The organism is Rhizobium sp. CF142 (assembly GCF_000281145.1).
GTDB lineage: Bacteria > Pseudomonadota > Alphaproteobacteria > Rhizobiales > Rhizobiaceae > Rhizobium.
Window position 1 is genome coordinate 33,268 of the sequence record NZ_AJWE01000101.1, and the last position, 15,522, is coordinate 48,789.

The 15,522-nt window shown below is 58.5% G+C and carries 15 protein-coding genes and 2 pseudogenes; 4 read left to right on the forward strand and 13 right to left on the reverse strand.

Annotated features, from left to right (window positions below):
• The first annotated feature begins 938 nt into the window (after positions 1–938).
• Positions 939–1,334 (forward strand): hypothetical protein, encoded by a 396-nt coding sequence (locus tag PMI11_RS22900; protein WP_007821813.1) that lies wholly within the window; start codon positions 939–941, stop codon positions 1,332–1,334.
• Positions 1,335–1,340: 6 nt separating this feature from the next.
• Positions 1,341–2,321, forward strand: coding sequence for a phosphorylase family protein (locus PMI11_RS22905; protein ID WP_157179673.1), 981 nt, complete (start codon positions 1,341–1,343; stop codon positions 2,319–2,321).
• Between the two features lie 121 nt (positions 2,322–2,442).
• Here the strand turns inward: PMI11_RS22905 and PMI11_RS38530 are convergent.
• From PMI11_RS38530 to PMI11_RS22935, 7 genes and pseudogenes are all read right to left on the reverse strand, one after another.
• A pseudogene (locus tag PMI11_RS38530) lies at positions 2,443–2,567 on the reverse strand (toxin-antitoxin system, toxin component, PIN family protein); the annotation flags it as partial.
• Entirely contained in the window at positions 2,568–3,044 is a 477-nt protein-coding gene (locus tag PMI11_RS22910) for a heme-degrading domain-containing protein (RefSeq protein WP_007821817.1), read from the reverse strand.
• A 48-nt stretch (positions 3,045–3,092) separates the two neighbouring features.
• Positions 3,093–4,127, reverse strand: coding sequence for an oxidoreductase (locus PMI11_RS22915; protein ID WP_037071942.1), 1,035 nt, complete (start codon positions 4,125–4,127; stop codon positions 3,093–3,095).
• 43 nt (positions 4,128–4,170) lie between these two features.
• Entirely contained in the window at positions 4,171–5,277 is a 1,107-nt protein-coding gene (ugpC, locus tag PMI11_RS22920; protein ID WP_007821821.1) for an ABC transporter ATP-binding protein, read from the reverse strand.
• 4 nt (positions 5,278–5,281) lie between these two features.
• Positions 5,282–6,169 (reverse strand): carbohydrate ABC transporter permease, encoded by an 888-nt coding sequence (locus PMI11_RS22925; RefSeq protein WP_007821823.1) that lies wholly within the window; start codon positions 6,167–6,169, stop codon positions 5,282–5,284.
• Positions 6,162–7,097: a carbohydrate ABC transporter permease gene (locus PMI11_RS22930; RefSeq protein ID WP_007821825.1), complete on the reverse strand. Its 936-nt coding sequence runs from the start codon at positions 7,095–7,097 to the stop codon at positions 6,162–6,164. The genes PMI11_RS22925 and PMI11_RS22930 overlap by 8 nt, the downstream gene beginning before the upstream one ends.
• Positions 7,098–7,191: 94 nt before the next feature.
• Complete coding sequence (locus tag PMI11_RS22935) at positions 7,192–8,442, reverse strand: ABC transporter substrate-binding protein (protein WP_037071943.1); 1,251 nt, start codon at positions 8,440–8,442, stop codon at positions 7,192–7,194.
• A 172-nt stretch (positions 8,443–8,614) separates the two neighbouring features.
• Here PMI11_RS22935 and PMI11_RS22940 point away from each other — a divergent pair, with 172 nt between their 5' ends.
• Positions 8,615–9,388, forward strand: coding sequence for a DeoR/GlpR family DNA-binding transcription regulator (locus PMI11_RS22940; protein ID WP_007821829.1), 774 nt, complete (start codon positions 8,615–8,617; stop codon positions 9,386–9,388).
• A 172-nt stretch (positions 9,389–9,560) separates the two neighbouring features.
• Entirely contained in the window at positions 9,561–9,941 is a 381-nt protein-coding gene (locus tag PMI11_RS22945) for an SMU1112c/YaeR family gloxylase I-like metalloprotein (protein WP_007821831.1), read from the forward strand.
• Between the two features lie 287 nt (positions 9,942–10,228).
• Here the strand turns inward: PMI11_RS22945 and PMI11_RS22950 are convergent.
• From PMI11_RS22950 to PMI11_RS22975, 6 genes and pseudogenes are all read right to left on the reverse strand, one after another.
• Positions 10,229–10,812: pseudogene (locus PMI11_RS22950) on the reverse strand (IS6 family transposase); the annotation flags it as partial.
• A 317-nt stretch (positions 10,813–11,129) separates the two neighbouring features.
• A complete protein-coding gene (locus PMI11_RS22955) occupies positions 11,130–12,116 on the reverse strand; it encodes a Gfo/Idh/MocA family protein (protein WP_007821836.1) in 987 nt (328 codons plus the stop codon).
• Positions 12,117–12,233: 117 nt separating this feature from the next.
• Complete coding sequence (locus PMI11_RS22960) at positions 12,234–12,701, reverse strand: heme-degrading domain-containing protein (RefSeq protein ID WP_007821838.1); 468 nt, start codon at positions 12,699–12,701, stop codon at positions 12,234–12,236.
• Between the two features lie 54 nt (positions 12,702–12,755).
• Positions 12,756–13,574 (reverse strand): TolB family protein, encoded by an 819-nt coding sequence (locus PMI11_RS22965; RefSeq protein WP_202803160.1) that lies wholly within the window; start codon positions 13,572–13,574, stop codon positions 12,756–12,758.
• 77 nt (positions 13,575–13,651) lie between these two features.
• Entirely contained in the window at positions 13,652–14,653 is a 1,002-nt protein-coding gene (locus PMI11_RS22970) for a Gfo/Idh/MocA family protein (protein WP_007821843.1), read from the reverse strand.
• Positions 14,654–14,656: 3 nt separating this feature from the next.
• Positions 14,657–15,505, reverse strand: a complete 849-nt coding sequence (locus PMI11_RS22975; protein ID WP_007821846.1) for a 3-keto-disaccharide hydrolase — start codon at positions 15,503–15,505, stop codon at positions 14,657–14,659.
• Positions 15,506–15,522 lie beyond the last annotated feature (17 nt).

A 15,522-nucleotide genomic window follows, 5' to 3' on the forward strand; every position in this document is an offset into this window, starting at 1 on the left:
ACACCGGCAGCAGCCGTCGAGCGATCGCGGTGCCCAAATCCACGGAGACAGTAACGATCAGGATCGACAGCGATGTACTGGCAGTTTCCAGAAAAATGGACCCTGACCGGATCGATGCTGTCCCGCGACGGGTTATGGATGGTTCGGAAATTTGTAACTGCGTCAACGGGCGCGTTTTTTGTCGGCCTCTCGGTACTGGCGAGTTCGCGCTGTGAGCGCTCGATCCCAAGAGCCGTGCACGGACTGACCCCGTTACCTTCGCCGACGCGGTAGCGTCTTACGCTTCGCCCCTTCTGGTTATCACTGGCAGTGTCTCGTGATCGAATGGGCCCTGACGAGGGCCGTCTGCTGCCCCGCAACGAACACCATGGGGTTGACGAGCCCACAGACGGTCGGGCATCGAATTTTCCGACGCGCCGCTCACAGCAACAGGTGCTTGATTGACATGTCGTCAACAGGGAAAGGCGGCGCTGCCCCTTTGCGATAACCCACCAATCTGAACATAGGCTGGTAGGGATCAGGCTGCCAAATTCAATGCAGCACGAGGATCAGCACCAAGCTTTCGCTAGGCGCCCCATCTTTGCCACGACGGTCCCGCCAACTCATGCGTCGTCACATGCCAGTATCCCCCGGCGAATGGAACTTCCCCGGTCACGCTGGTTTCTTCGAGGCAGCGCCCAAACGCGGTAGGCGATCGGTAATGACAGCCCCCAAAAGATGCATTCGGCTCATAAATTCGACGGAATTGACCTCTAACTCCGTCGCCGTTTTCCAATTATTAACCAAAACAGACTGTAATGCTTGTTGACACAACTTAAAAGTTTCCTCTCTATGTAGCCCGGTCTACCACTTGAGAGGTTCGGCCAGATGATGTCTCATCAAGGCATGACGAAGGCCGGGTTCGTGATGTTTGACGAGCTGGAGTTTGGGTAAACCCCATGTATGAGAACCATCGCCAATTGGGATTGAACATCAACGCGTTCTTTTCCGCGCTCTATTCGCGATACAAGGAAACCGGATCGATCTCCGCCACGATCGGCATGTCATCGCTGACCGCCGACGATCTCGGCCTGTACGTAGACTTCGGCTTCTACATCGCAAGCCTTGAGGGCGAGCGTGCGGCAATCGCCTATTGCGACCTGCTTCATGAGTTCCTGCTTGCAACGGAACAAGAAAAATATGTCGGAAATGTCCTCGTGGCGCAGGCGAAACTCTTCGACCAGATCGGCAAGGGGATGAGCCGCGACATGTATGCCTTGGAAGCGGCCGAGGCGTTCGCGCATTTCGGCCAGTTCGGGGCAGCAGAACGCGCTCTGGCGCTGGTGCAGGCGTAATAGTCCATGGCCGCCGACGTTCATCACGATACCGGCCGGCCAGAGAGCGACATGCAGCCAAATCAGGTGCTCGAGGAAATCGTGCGTAAGCGAGTGGCGGTCTACAAGCGCCTCAACTCTGCAGTCATCAACGCCATTCCGCACGAACTGGCTGCGACCGAAGTGATCTTCGGTGACGCCGAGGTCATTCCGACCCCGTTCAGGTCCGACCTCAAGGTTCGCTATGTGACCCTCCAGGACAAGGTCGGCAACGATATCTATGTCGCAATCGCAGGCACGACGGGCCAGGGAATAGCGCAGGCCGCGGCAGCCACCGCACGTGTCGTTGCTAAGTGCCATTTTCTGAAGCGCGTGGTGCTCATCGGCATTGCGGCCGGACAGCCCAATCTTTCCGACAAGGAAAAGGACGTACGGCTCGGTGACGTCGTGGTCGGCGACAGGCTGATTCAATACGACCACGTTAAACGAAGCGACGGCAAGTTCTCGCTTCGCGGCGACAATATCGCGCCTGGGGATCGCGAACTGCTCGACGCCGTCGATCGCCTCCGCTCGCTGCAGGAGCGAACGGGGCCCGAGGTCGCCGAAAAGCCCTGGGACGGCTATATACGCCGGGGCAGCGATAAAGTCCGCAGTTCCACCCGCCCGAACGGCGATCGCGATCCGAATTCCGCCGGTCGCAACTATACCAAGGGATTGACCTATCAACGCCCCGTCGATGCACCCTTCCTCCATGTCGGCACGATCGGTTCGGCAAGCACGCTGCTCAAGGACGAGAAGTATCGCGATAAGTTGAACCATGCCTACGGCATGATCGCATATGAGATGGAGGGCGCAGGCGTTGCGATCGCGGCCGCGTCGGCCGGTCTCGCCTATCTGAATGTCAGGGGTATATGCGACTACGGCGACGTTAGAAAGAATGACGACTGGCAGACCTATGCTAGCGTCTGTGCCGCCGCGGTCGCGCGGGCGATCCTCGAAGAATTTTAACTGATGCCGTGCAAAGAGATGGCTGACTGCGCCTTTCGGCCGAAAGCTTCTGGCGGAGCGTAGCGCGTGAGGACTACGCCCTCCTCGGGATCAAGTTTACCTCGACTACCTCATTGACGAGATCCTGCTCGACGATCCGCAGCATCAGGTCCCAGTCGGTTTCCCCGCTCAGGCCCAGCCAATTGACATGAAGACCATCGTGTGGCCGTGCTCCTGCGCGACGGCCACGAGCGACGTGCGAGGCATTCACTGCTTTCCAGGACCAATGACGTGACGGATGGCCTCGACGGCGAGCTTATGGTCAGCGTATTGCGTGAGACCGCTCACTGTAACCGCACCGACGCTTCCGACGCCGGTAACGACGATCGGAACGCTTCCGCCACTTGCGGCGTAGTCGTCAGCAGAAAGCATATACCGCTCGAGCAACGGGCGTCCGTCCCGATCCGCGAGAAGCTTCATCAACAGGGAGCTTCGATAAAAGCGCTCGACGATTGCGCGCTTGCGCCTGATCCAGTGGCTATTGTCGGGAACTGCACCCGGCATGGCGAAGTAAAAAAGTTGCTGGCCGAATGTTGCGATCTCGAAGGCAATCGGCATGTTTTCTGAAGCTGCTCGCCCTTGTATATAACTTCCGATATTCCAGGCAACCATTGGATCGAAAGCAACAAATTGCAGGTCCTTAGCCTCGACCTGCAATTCCTCGATTGTCTGTATTTCACCCAAGATTCTATCTCCTTTCGGATCACTGATCAGTATATATCCGCAGTGAGTTCATCTGACGGGCGATACCCAGCGGTGTTCCGCCGCGCTTTGGCGGGCAGCATCCAGCACGGCCATGACATCACGCGCTTGTTTCGCCGTCACTGCCGGTTTCTGCCCCTCCAAAATGGCTTCGGCGATTGAGCGATAGTATTGTTCGTAGGCTCCCGGAACGACCGGGACGTCGTGCCGTCCCGACTCATCGATGACGAATACAGACACGGCGTCGGTTGTTCCCCATGATGGGTCACCTGGCCGTGCGCCGGCCGCCAGTGCCGCCTCCTGTCCATCCAACCCATGGACGACAAGGCTGCCCTTGTTACCGTGCGCGACCAGACGGGGGCCATCGTGGAAGACAAGGCACGATGCGTGCAGGACGACACGAAGGCTGTGCTTGTAAATCAGCTGCAGGTGGAAGTAGTCGTCAGCCACGACGCCATCACGCTGCGCGGCTACGTCCGCAATGACGGCCTCGGGCACCCCGAAAAGGCATAGAGCTTGGTCGATGAGGTGTGGCCCAAGATCATAGAGAACCCCCGAACCAGGCTGGTTCGTCTCCCGCCAACCGGTCTTGGCTACCGGTCGAAAGCGGTCGAAGTGAATTTCGCAGTAGTTGATCTCGCCGATATCGCCGCGGGCCAAGGCGGCGCGGGCGGTCAGAAAATTGCCGTCCCATCGGCGATTGTGAAAGACGGAAAGCAGCCTCTCCTGCCGGGTGGCAAGCGCCATCAATTTGTCAGCGTCCTTCACGTCAATCGCGAAAGGCTTGTCGATCACCACATGTTTGCCCGCCTCGAGCGCGGCTTCGGCCAGTGGCGCGTGTGTTTCGTTCGGAGTGGCAATAACAATCAGATCGACTTCATCGGACGCGATCAAATGCTTGGGATTGGGATAAGCGCGCAAGGAGGCATAGTCGGTGGGAAGCGCCCTGGAGGTGGCAATTGCCGTGAGCCGCATACGCGGCTCTGCCATGAGCAGCGGAGCATGGAACACCGAACCCGCCAGGCCGAAGCCAATCAAACCCACCTTAACCCTATCCATCGCCATTCCTTTCACTGCTTTTTGTTCACAATCTTGCCAGTCGGCCAGATCAGAGCCTTCTGCCCGTCTCTTTGTCGAAGAGGTGAATGGCCGACATGTCGATCGCGAATTTGTTGAGGGCGCCCTTATGGACCACGTCCTTGGGGCGTGCCTTTGCCGTCACGTCGACGCCGCCGAGCCTGAAGACAACCAGGGTTTCAGCTCCCGTGGGCTCGATGACGTCCACGCGGCCCTCCACGATCATCCTGTCAGCAGGCCCCGGCCCCTCCTCGGTCTTCGTGACATGTTCTGGGCGAATGCCGAGTACAACGCTCTTGCGATCGACAAGTTGGCCGGGTCTGCCGTGGTGGTTGAGCGGCAGCCGGATCTGCCGCTCGTCGCCTTGCAACAAAAGCTCGGGGCCGGAGCTGCCGGAAACGACAAGCGCCGGAATGAAGTTCATCGGGGGGGAGCCGATGAAATCGGCCACGAAGAGATTCTCGGGCTGCTCATAGATCGTTTGCGGATCGGCAAATTGCTGCACCGCCCCGTCCTTCATGACGGCGATCCGTGTTGCAAGCGTCATCGCTTCGATCTGGTCATGGGTGACATAGACCACGGTGGTGCCAAGACGCTCATGCAACTTCTTGATCTCGGTGCGCATTTCGATGCGAAGCTTGGCATCCAGGTTGGAAAGCGGCTCGTCAAACAGAAAGATGCTGGGATTGCGCACCAGAGCTCGGCCCATGGCGACACGCTGACGCTGCCCACCGGACAAACGCGCCGGCTTCCGATCGAGCAGATGTCCAATCTGAAGCAGATCGGCGACCTGAGCCACGGCCTCTTGTCGTTCAGCAACAGAAACGCCACGCAGTTTCAGAGAAAATGCCATATTTTGCGCGACGGTCATATTCGGATAGAGCGCGTAGCTCTGGAAGACCATCGCAATGTTGCGGTCCTTTGGGTGCACGGTGTTGATGACGCGCCCGTCGACCCGGATCTCTCCATCGGTGATCATGTCCAAGCCGGCGATCATATTGAGGAGGGTGGATTTTCCGCATCCAGAAGGCCCGAGAAGAACCAGGAATTCTCCATCGGTAAGGGAAAGATCGATCCCTTTCAGGACATCGAGCTCGCCGTACCTCTTGCGGATGTTTTTGATATCCAACGTTGCCATTTTTCTAGCCTTTCACGGAGCCGGACATCAAACCGCGGACGAAATACTTTCCCGCTAGCGCGTAGACGACGATCGTCGGTGATGCTGCCAGAAGGGATGCGGCAAAATCGACATTGTAATATTTGACGCCTGTCGTGGTGTTGACGAGGTTGTTGAGCGCGACAATGACCGGCTGGGAGGCACCCGTCGCACTAAAGGAGGCACCAAACAGGAAGTCGTTCCAGATACCGGTGAACTGCCAGATGACCGTCACCACGAATATCGGTGCCGAGATCGGGAGGATCACGTACCAGAAAGTCTGGAAGAAACCCGCGCCGTCCACGGTGGCGGCCCGCACGATTTCGTCCGGCACGGTAACATAGTAGTTGCGGAAAAATAGCGTCGTGAACGGCAGACCATAAAGGGTGCTGACAAGGACGAGCCCCGCAGGACTTCCCGCCAGCTTCAGGAAACCGAGCGTAATGGCCATCGGCAGAATAACGACCTGATACGGGATGAAGCATCCGAACAGAAGCAGGCCGAAGACGAGGTTGGCGCCTTTGAAACGCCATTTCGTCAGCGCGTAGCCATTGATGGCGCCGATCATGGTCGAGATGATGACGGCGGGCGTCACGACGGAAACCGAGACGAAAAAATGCGGTTTCAAGCCCGAGCAGGTCGTGCCAATACAGGCTTCGCTCCAGGCGATTTTCCAGGCATCCAAAGTCGGTGCCGCTGGGAGAGCGAGTATCGAGCCGGCCTTGATTTCCTCGATCGTTCGAAGCGAATTCGACAGCATCACCAAAAGCGGCAGAAGGCTGTAGCAAGCAAACAAGACGAGAAGCAGGTAGATCGAAAGGCGCGCCAATTGTTGGCTAAAGCGTCCGCTCGAAACGGCTGCGACGTTAGCCATCCTTTCCGCCTCCGAGTTCGGAGTAGAGATAGGGAACGATGACGGCCACGATCACGCATAACATCATCATGGCGCTGGCGGCGCCGGTCCCGAGCTGGTTCTTCTGGAAAATCATCGAGAACATGAAGGTTGCCGGAAGATCCGAGGCGGTGCCTGGGCCTCCCGCCGTCATCGCTACGACCAGGTCAAAGCTTTTAACCGAGAGGTGAATGAGGATGACAATGGCGCTCATGAACACCGGTTTCAGCGACGGAATGATGATGCTCCAATAGATCCGGGGAGCACCGGCGCCATCCAGATGGGCGGCTTTGACGATTTCCTGGTCAACGCCGCGCAATCCGGCAAGAAAGAGCGCCATTACGAAGCCTGACGCCTGCCAAACAGCCGCGATGACGAGCGTGTAGATCGCCATGTTCCTGTCGGTGATCCAGTCGAAGGTGAAATTGCTCCAGCCGAGGTCGCGCATGAATTTCTGGATGCCGATGCCGGGATTGAGGATCCACTTCCAGGCCGTTCCCGCAACGATGAACGAGATCGCCATCGGATAGAGATATATGGTTCGAAGCGCGCCTTCGATCCGGATGTGTTGGTCGAGCAAAATGGCAAGCAGCAAGCCGACGGCAATGCAGATCACCACGTAAAGGCTGGTGAAAACCAGCATGTTTCCGACCGCGGTGTACCATCTCGGACTTGACCAAAGCCGCACATATTCCTCGAAACCGGCAAAACTATAGTCCGGTGTCATGCGCGACTTGGAGAAGGAGATGTAAAGCGTCCAGAGAATAAAGCCGTAGACGACCAATAGCGTCGACGCCACAGTTGGCGACAACACCAGTTGCGATAGATTTCTACGCGTGAAATCTCGAACCGTTCGTGCTGCTGCATCGCCGGCCGATATTTTTGGCTCGCTGATAAAGGAGGCTGTCATCGGTGCTGACCAGACTTTGAGGGATGTCGATCTTTCCAAGGAGCAAGGGCGTGGATCTTCGAAACTTCCACGCCCTGCCCGTTTCTCCGGCGGATCATTTTGCCTGTTCGACTGCCGCCACGAGCTGCTTGACGGCGTCTTCGGAGCTCATGTCCGAGTTGAAATGTTCCGTCACCACGTCGACGATTGCGCCGCGCATCGCGCCGCTGGTCGCCATTTCATGGGCCATGCTCGGCACAAGTTTTTCGGTCTTGATCGACGCCTCGAGATCATCCATCGAACGAGTGGCGCAACTGTCATAGCCGTCGCGCGACACGCCCAACCGCGCCGGGATCGATCCCTTGAAGCGAGTATAGTCGATCTCAACCTTTTCGCTGAGCATCGTGTGCGCAAGCAATTCCCGTCCCGCTGCCTTGTCCGCTCCATCGGAATCGAAGAAAGCAAAACTGTTGGAGTTGAGGATATAGCCGCCGTCGCTTGGCGTTGGAACGCACAGAAAATCCTTGCCCGGCACCTTGCCAGCGGCGAGAAACTCTCCCTTGGCCCAGTCGCCCATGATCTGCATCGCCGCCTGGCCGTTCATGACCATCGCCGTTGCCAGATTCCAGTCTCGGCCCGCGAAGGATGGATCCACGTAACCGCGGATTTTTCGCATTTGATCGAAGACCTTGACCATCGTGTCGCTGCCAAGTGCATCGAGGTCCTGTTCGACCATGGTCTTGCGATAGAAATCGATCCCACCGATGCCGAGGACAACCGTCTCGAATACGGTGGCGTCCTGCCAGGGCTGACCACCATGGGCAAGCGGCGTTATGCCGGCTGCGAGGAACTTCTCGGCAACCGCATTGAACTCGTCCCAGTTCTTCGGCGGGGTCGCGCCGATTTTCGCGAAGAGCGCGGGATTTACCCACATCCAGTCGACGCGATGGACATCGACCGGGATCGCGACATAATGGCCATCGTATTTGACAATATCGTTCAGAAGAGGCGGAAGGATTTTCTGCCAGTCGTCCTTGGCGGCGACGTCATCGAGGAAAGCGAGTTTCCCCTGCTCTGCCCACTCGGTCACGTTCGGCCCCTTCAGGACCGCCATGCCCGGCGGATTGCCGGCCAATACGCGAGAACGCAATACTTGATTCATCGCATCGCCGCCGCCGCCCGCAACTGGTGAATCGATCCACTTGCCGCCCGCAGCCTCAAAGGCGCTCTTGAATACGTTGATCGCCTTGGATTCGCCGCCCGATGTCCAGTAGTGCAGGACCTCGACCGTCGGATCGCCGGCCGCTGCCGGATTTGCCGTAAGTCCCCATGCAGCCGTCAGCGCCAGCGCAACAGCGTATCGCATTTTCTTCCTCCCATTGAGCATGATCATTGGCCTCCCAGCCCAAGTGCGAGTACCGCACGATAACCGCACCATACCCGCAAAACCGCAGTTGTCAAACCGAAAATACCGCACATAGCCGCACGATATCGACCGAGTCTTGCGTTTTTTGCGGAGCTATCCTAGGAATAGCCGCATGGTTATGGAAAAACGTCGTCAAACAATCCTTTCAATCCTGATCGAGGACGGGCATGTCCGGGTCAGCGATCTCGCCGAGCGTTTTCGTGTCTCCGACGACACGATACGACGGGACCTTTCGGCGCTGTCCGACGAAGGCTACCTTCAGAAAACCCATGGCGGTGCGGTCAATCTCGATGTTCCGAGCATGCGACGGGATATGCGACGCGGCATCGCGCAAGAAGCAAAAGAGCAGATCGGCGAACAGGCGGTTGCTCATCTCACGATCGGGGACACGATTTTTCTCGATGCGGGCCAAACCGTCTTGGAGGTCGCAAAGCGCCTGCCCGCCGGAAGTTTCACCGTCATCACGCCGTCCCTGGACGTCGCAAATGCTTTAAGTGTCAGGACGGATATCCGGCTGATTATACTTGGTGGCGAGTGGGATCACGCCCAGCGGCTGTTCAGGGGGCAGGCGACGATTGAGGCGATCAAGAATTTCCGGGCGAACACCATGGTGACTGGCGCATGCGCCATCGATCGTACATTCGGTGTCACTGCCTCAGAAGAGTGGGATGCAGCAGCCAAGCGTGCGATGCTTGCCGTCAGCGAGCGGAAAATGCTGGTCGCGGACCACACGAAAATGGGTCGACGCGAACCCTTTTTTGTCTCGCCGCTGGAAGATTATGATTTCTTCATCACCGATCGGCCCGCTGCCGAGAATCTGAGTGTCCAGCAGAATGCCGAGGATGCTGTGACACACTTTTCAATTCCTGGCATACGCTCGGCCTAGGGCCGTTCAAGAGACCGGGGGCCGCCTGGCAAACCTCTGCCGACTTTGTTGTCGCGCTTTCTGGCCCGGCCCTCCATAGCCTCCCAGACGGTTGGCGGGGAGCCCCATCGCGGGAGATAAATTGCAGCAGGACGGTTCAATCGAACGTCCGACCGGAAAAGGATCCCGCGACATGCTCCGACGCTTTCATCACATAGCTATCCTCTGCAGCGACTATCGTCTGTCGAAAGAGTTTTATGTCGATCGACTTGGTTTTGACGTCCTCGCGGAAAACTGGCGCGAGGAAAGTCGGTCCTGGAAATGCGACCTCAAATGCGACGCTGCGCAAATTGAGCTTTTCCATTTTCCCTCATCGCCGCGTCGCCTTTCTCGGCCAGAGGCATGCGGCCTGCGCCATCTGGCTTTTGCTGTCGACAGCGTGCCGGCGACGGTCGTCTGGCTAAGCGAGCGCGGGATCGAGGCGGAAGCGGTAAGAACAGATCCATTCACCGGTAAAGCATTCACCTTCTTCTCGGATCCTGACGGTCTTCCAATTGAAATCTATGAATCGTAAGGGTCAAGCGAGAAGGTTCGCGCATCGGTCGCCGATCGCATCGCTCATATCGAATGTGAGTACATCGCTTCCATTCCCAGCTTAAGTAACATCCGGAGCAATGACCTGTCTGCTGCTGTCGTACGCAAGCGCTTGGCGCTTGGCCGCGTCTCGCGCGTCCTGATCGACCTCTTCCGAAACGAAGAGATGCGCTTCGACCAGCTGAGTGCCTCTACCGTCAGCGACGACCACGGCGAATAGGAGCGCGTCTGGTCCGCCCTGCCGCCTGGCACCGGCATCCATCCGAGTTGCAAGCCGCCGACGGATCGAAATCCCTGCATCATCCGCTCTCGTTTTCGAAGCGGCACGTACCAATTCTCCGCGCGATTGTTCGGGCCCTTGTGTGATCGATGTTCGACGCCGGGCATGACATCGCGCCTTGCCGCTCCGTATGAGCGCAGTTTGTCGCTGACGATGCGCTTCGGCGACAGGCCTTGCTTCTTCAGCAGCCTGACGAGCAATCGCTTGGCAGCCTTGGTATCGCGGTGGGCCTAAACGATCTCGTCGAGAACGTAGCCGTCCTGGTCAATGGCGCGCCAAAGCCAATGTTTCCGGCCGCAGATGGACATCACCACCTCGTCCAAATGCCAGATATCCTTTTGCGACGGCTTCTTTCTGCGCAACTGCTTGGCATAAGCCGCCTCGAATTTACGGCCCCATCGCCGGATCGTTTCGTAAGATACGACAACGCCCCGTTCCAACAGCATTTCCTCGACCAACCGCAGGCTCAACAGAAACCGGAAATACCGCCACACCGCATGGGCGATGATCTGCGGTGGAAAGCGGTGGTTCTTGTAACTGATCGTCTTCGGGCTCATCCCCGCCCAATTATCCCTCAACCGTTAAGCTGCAGACAACGTGACATCGCCCGATTGAGAATTCCTGCACCATCATGACGGCCCGCACCGCCCATAGGCGGAGCTTGTAATTTACAACAGACATAGCAGCTATTCACGCTTCCTTGGCTGCCCGTGACATCACAAGGCATAATTCCTCACAGTCGGCGTGATCCATGATCACGTCCGAACACTTTCAGACCGCGTCACAAAAATTCGTAACCCTCGTGCTGCAGCGGCCAGCGTCTGGTTAATGTTTTCGGGGGCTTGGTGACCGGTGCGTGCAGCAATGCTCGATACGTTTCGCGATTTCTCACCCTTCGCCAGGGTATCGAAGACCGATTTGTCTGCGCACCTCGTCCAACGAGGCCATGATATCGACGGATTGCGACGGTGGCATGATCTGGCTTGCGAGCAGCCCGGCAGAAATCAGGCGCTCTGCCTCATCGGCTTGAAACTGCATACCGCGGGTTTCAACCGAGCCGTCGAAAGTTTCAAGAACGTTGTTTTCATTGTCATATACTCGGAATGTGGTTGGCGAATACCAAACCCGGTCAATCTCGATCCGCCCCCTCGTTCCAACCACACTCGCCCTATTTGTCCCTGCACTGTCGCTTGAGGACAGGGTGGTGACGATTGCGCCCGATGCATAGTGAAAGAGCGTCGCGACCTGCGCGTCCGCGCCCGTATCGCGGAACGTCGCTGTCGCCTTGATGGACGCAGGTTTGCCCAGAATGTCCCAGGCGAACGAGATGGGATAGATACCCAAGTCCAGCAAAGCGCCGCCACCCAGTTCGAGCGCGTTCAGACGATGCTTCGGATCATCCGGAAGCTTCTGGCGATGATCAGCGGTGATGGAACGGATCTCCCCGAGCGTGCCGTCAGCGATGATCTCACGGACGCGGCGCATGTGTGGAAGAAAGCGTGTCCACATCGCCTCAAGCACGACCAGACCTTTGGCGCGGGCCAGGTCGACGATTTCAGCGGCTTCCCTGGCATTGAGAGCGAAGGGCTTCTCGACAAGAATGTGTTTGCCAGCATTAAGCGCGAGTTTCGCCGCAGAGACATGCTGGGGATGTGGGGTAGCAATGTAGATGATATCGACATTGGGATCGGCCACCAGTGCCTCATAACTGCCATGCGCCGTCGCGATGCCGAAAGTCCTTGCAAAGCGATCCGCACGTGCCTGGGCACGGGATCCCACCGCCGCCACCGAATGACCTGTCTGGATCAGGTCCTTGACGAACAGATCGGCTATCCAGCCCGTCGCCAGTATTCCCCACCGTATCGTCTTAGCCAATTGCCTTCTCCTATGAATTGTTTTGAACCCTGTCGGGGTGCTTCTTGCGCGTACTGATGAAGGGAATCACGCGCCAATTTGCGTTGGCGATCGGCATGGGTCTTGACCCAATGCCGCTCAATGATCCAAGACCAATAGCTCCCGCAGCGCATTTATCACAAGCAGATGATCTTCCAGGTCCGGAAGCCCGCTGACGCCCACCGTTCCGATCAGTGTGCCGCCCCGCAACATTAGGGGAAACCCGCCCCCGCTCGCCACGAAGTCGGATTCGGGCAGTCGAAAACGGCTATTGAAATTATATCCCCCCTGTTCAGCTTCAAGTCGCATCGCCAGGGAACTGCGATGAAATCGATGGGCAACGGAACGCTTTCGGGCCGCCCAGTCCGTATTGTCCGGGGTCGCCCCGGGCATCAACAGGGCGAACACGACATCGGTCCCGTGCGCCACGGTAATCGCTGCCGGCAACGACCGGGCCGCCGCCTGCGCCTGCATGAGGCAGCCAAGTTTCCAGGCGAAATCATAGTCAAATGTCGCAAGTTGCAGGTCCTTTAGTTCCTCGGCGAGTGTGTCGAGCGTGTAGATCATCTGGGGTGTCTCCCGGGTCTTTTTCATGAATGTCGGGCCATGCCCGAAGTGAACTCAATCCATCGGGTAGGCAACGAAAGCAAATCGCCTGCTGTCGGGTGACCAGCTGTTGACGTTGATCGTGCCCTGACCGCCGAAGATCCGCGCCACCGGGACTGCAGCGGACCAATCGCCGTCACGCACCAGTTTCAACTCGACCCAGAGATCGGCCGGATGTCCTTTAGTCCCGGGCGGATAGGCCAAATAGGCCGCAAGCCCACCATCAGGCGAAAAATGCGGGAACCAGTCGACCGTGGGCGCATGGGTCAGCCTTTCGATCTCCGATCCGTCAGGCCGCATGCGCGCGATCTGAGCGTGGCTCGAAAAGGCTTCGGTGTTGAAATAGATCCAGGCACCGTCGGGGCTGTATTCCGGCCCGTCAGTTGGCGCGCCACCCGAGGTGATCTGGCGAAACCCGCTCCCATCCGATCCGATGGTGCAAATCTCGGCCGACAGGAAGGTGACGCTGTCATCGGTGATGAGCGCCCGGACGCCGACAAAGGCAAGTTGCCGCCCGTCAGGCGAAACTCCATGCAGAAAGTGCAAAAGTCCATCAGGTCCTTCCTTGCCCGAGAGCTGAACCGCCACCCCACCCGCTAGCGGCGCCCGATATAGCTGCCAGTCGTCGTAGGCCGAAACGAAGATATGCGCCCCGTCCGGATCCAGGACATGATCGTTGTTCAACGGAGGCACGCCCTGCAAGTCGATCACCTGCAGGCCCGGTTCGTCAAGCGGCAGGCGCCAGAGCAGCCCTTTGCCGTTCAGGATCAGCGCATCGCCCTGACGGGTCCAGTTCGGCGCTTCCAGCAGGAGGTCCGCCGTCTCCAGGATCATGCGATTCTCGCCGCTGGCCGTGTCGTGAATCCATACCTGGCACCGCTGGCCTTTGGCCAATTCACGCGGTGGGATCTTCATGGCAACACCTCTCCTCTGGTCTGTACCATTGCCTGATCCAGAAGGCGCATCACCCCCAGCGTCAGATCATGCGACACCAGTGCGCTTTCGCCTTGGCCCGCCCGCAGGCAGCGGCCGGCCTCTTCGATTTCCCAGCGGTAGCGTTCTGTACTGGAAGGCTCAGTAACCTCCTCCATCTCGCGGCCTCGGGCGCTGATCAGGGCGCGCCCGGGGTTGAAGAGATTGTCGGTGACCGCAAGCCAGCCCTCATCGCCGATCAGCTTAAAACTTGACGAACCGCTACCTTTCGCACCCAGCACGAAGCCGCCCGACATCGTGGCATGGCCATCCGCATTCTTCAGTTGGATCGCCGAGCCGCTATCGACGCCGCGCTCGGTGAAAAGCGCCGAGGCGGTGACCTCCGCCCCCACCGTCAGGTTGGGTGCAAGGCCGGCCAGGATGTTCATCGGGTAGACCATGCATTCCAATGTGAAGCTGCCACCCAGATCAGGGTCTTCGATCCGATGTCCCTTGGTCGCGCCCATCGGCCCGATCGAGGCCGAAAAGGCCCGCGGCGTGCCGATATCCCCTGCTGCAATTACGTCCGCCAATCGACGAAACAGGGGATTGCACAGCGTCCACATCGCGTCCATCACGAAAAGGCCCCGTGCTCGCGCAAGCGCGACGATATCTGCGGCTTCCGTTGCATTCATCGCGAAGGGCTTCTCGACGAGCACCGGCTTGCCTCCTTCCAGCATCATCCGTGCATGGGCGTGGTGGTGGTTGTGCGGCGTCGCAATATAGACGATGTCGACCTGCGGATCGGCGGCCATCGCAGCATAGTCGCCATAGGCCGTGGCAATGCCGTGGCGTTCGGCAAAGGCCCTGGCCCTGCCGAGATCGCGCGAGGCAACCGCCACGCAACGCGCACCGGGGGTGCGGGCGAGATCCTCGGCGAACAACTCGGCGATCCACCCGGGGCCGACGATGCCCCAGCGGATGTCAGGAGTATCCGGCATGGCTCAAAGTTCCTTGATGCGGATGTTGCGCCAGCGGCAAGCTGCCGTTCGGCCCCAGCGGCCCTCACCCAGCCTTTTGTCGTTGTCGTGCACCTCGAAGGCGATGTGCCCCCTTGGCCCAAGGAAGTTGGCCACAGCATCGGCGTCGTAGTTCGGGAATTCGATCGCGGCGAGGTCGATAGAGGCGATCAGCAACCCGTTAATCCATACCGAAGCCTTGGGTTTGGCTCCGACGATCCGGACGCGGAAGGCGTTCCAGTCGCCAAACTTCCATGTCGCGAGGAAGTCCTCGACGGAGCAGGCCTCAGTCAGAAGACCACGTTTGGCCTGGGCGAAGGGCTCGATCGAGGTCTTGGGATCATCCTGACGAAGGCCGACAGGTTTTCCATCGGCGCCGAGCACGACGTCGAGCGCAAAGGGCACGGCGTGGAAACCGCTGATGCCATTGCCATAGAAGCCGCCGATCGAGCCAGACTTCCGGTGATCCAGAAGTACCTGGAAGCCGTGGAACGTATATGGCTTCTTGCGCAGCATGATTCCCGTGTCGGCAGGCCAGTCGGGATTGGCCTCGAAGGTCAATTCAAAATCGCCATAAGTTTTTTCCGTCACCAGATAACCACCCCAGCCGCTACCGGGGCTGTCTTGACGGCCGACGATGGCACCATCCTCCACCGTCCACACCGCAGGGTGCTTTGCGGTCTGCTCGTCGTAATCCGCCGGGAAGAGATCGGGATGGGCTTCTTGCACCGTGGGGCCGCCCGGCCACATCTCGCCATATGTTCGCGGCGTAGCGAACCAGCCGTTCAGTGTCTTGCCGTCGAAAAGCGATACGAAACCTTCCGCGTCAGTCATTTGCGTTCTCCTTTCGG

Bases quoted from the DNA above. Each gene is read 5' to 3' on its own strand.
- ugpC (WP_007821821.1), bottom strand. From the start codon at position 5,277: ATGGCAACGTTGGATATCAAAAACATCCGCAAGAGGTACGGCGAGCTC.
- PMI11_RS22930 (WP_007821825.1), bottom strand. From the start codon at position 7,097: ATGACAGCCTCCTTTATCAGCGAGCCAAAAATATCGGCCGGCGATGCA.
- PMI11_RS22945 (WP_007821831.1), top strand. From the start codon at position 9,561: ATGCTCCGACGCTTTCATCACATAGCTATCCTCTGCAGCGACTATCGT.
- PMI11_RS22925 (WP_007821823.1), bottom strand. From the start codon at position 6,169: ATGGCTAACGTCGCAGCCGTTTCGAGCGGACGCTTTAGCCAACAATTG.
- PMI11_RS22975 (WP_007821846.1), bottom strand. From the start codon at position 15,505: ATGACTGACGCGGAAGGTTTCGTATCGCTTTTCGACGGCAAGACACTG.
- PMI11_RS22965 (WP_202803160.1), bottom strand. From the start codon at position 13,574: ATGATCCTGGAGACGGCGGACCTCCTGCTGGAAGCGCCGAACTGGACC.
- PMI11_RS22970 (WP_007821843.1), bottom strand. From the start codon at position 14,653: ATGCCGGATACTCCTGACATCCGCTGGGGCATCGTCGGCCCCGGGTGG.
- PMI11_RS22940 (WP_007821829.1), top strand. From the start codon at position 8,615: ATGGTTATGGAAAAACGTCGTCAAACAATCCTTTCAATCCTGATCGAG.
- PMI11_RS22905 (WP_157179673.1), top strand. From the start codon at position 1,341: ATGGCCGCCGACGTTCATCACGATACCGGCCGGCCAGAGAGCGACATG.
- PMI11_RS22960 (WP_007821838.1), bottom strand. From the start codon at position 12,701: ATGATCTACACGCTCGACACACTCGCCGAGGAACTAAAGGACCTGCAA.
- PMI11_RS22915 (WP_037071942.1), bottom strand. From the start codon at position 4,127: ATGGCGATGGATAGGGTTAAGGTGGGTTTGATTGGCTTCGGCCTGGCG.
- PMI11_RS22900 (WP_007821813.1), top strand. From the start codon at position 939: ATGTATGAGAACCATCGCCAATTGGGATTGAACATCAACGCGTTCTTT.
- PMI11_RS22935 (WP_037071943.1), bottom strand. From the start codon at position 8,442: ATGCGATACGCTGTTGCGCTGGCGCTGACGGCTGCATGGGGACTTACG.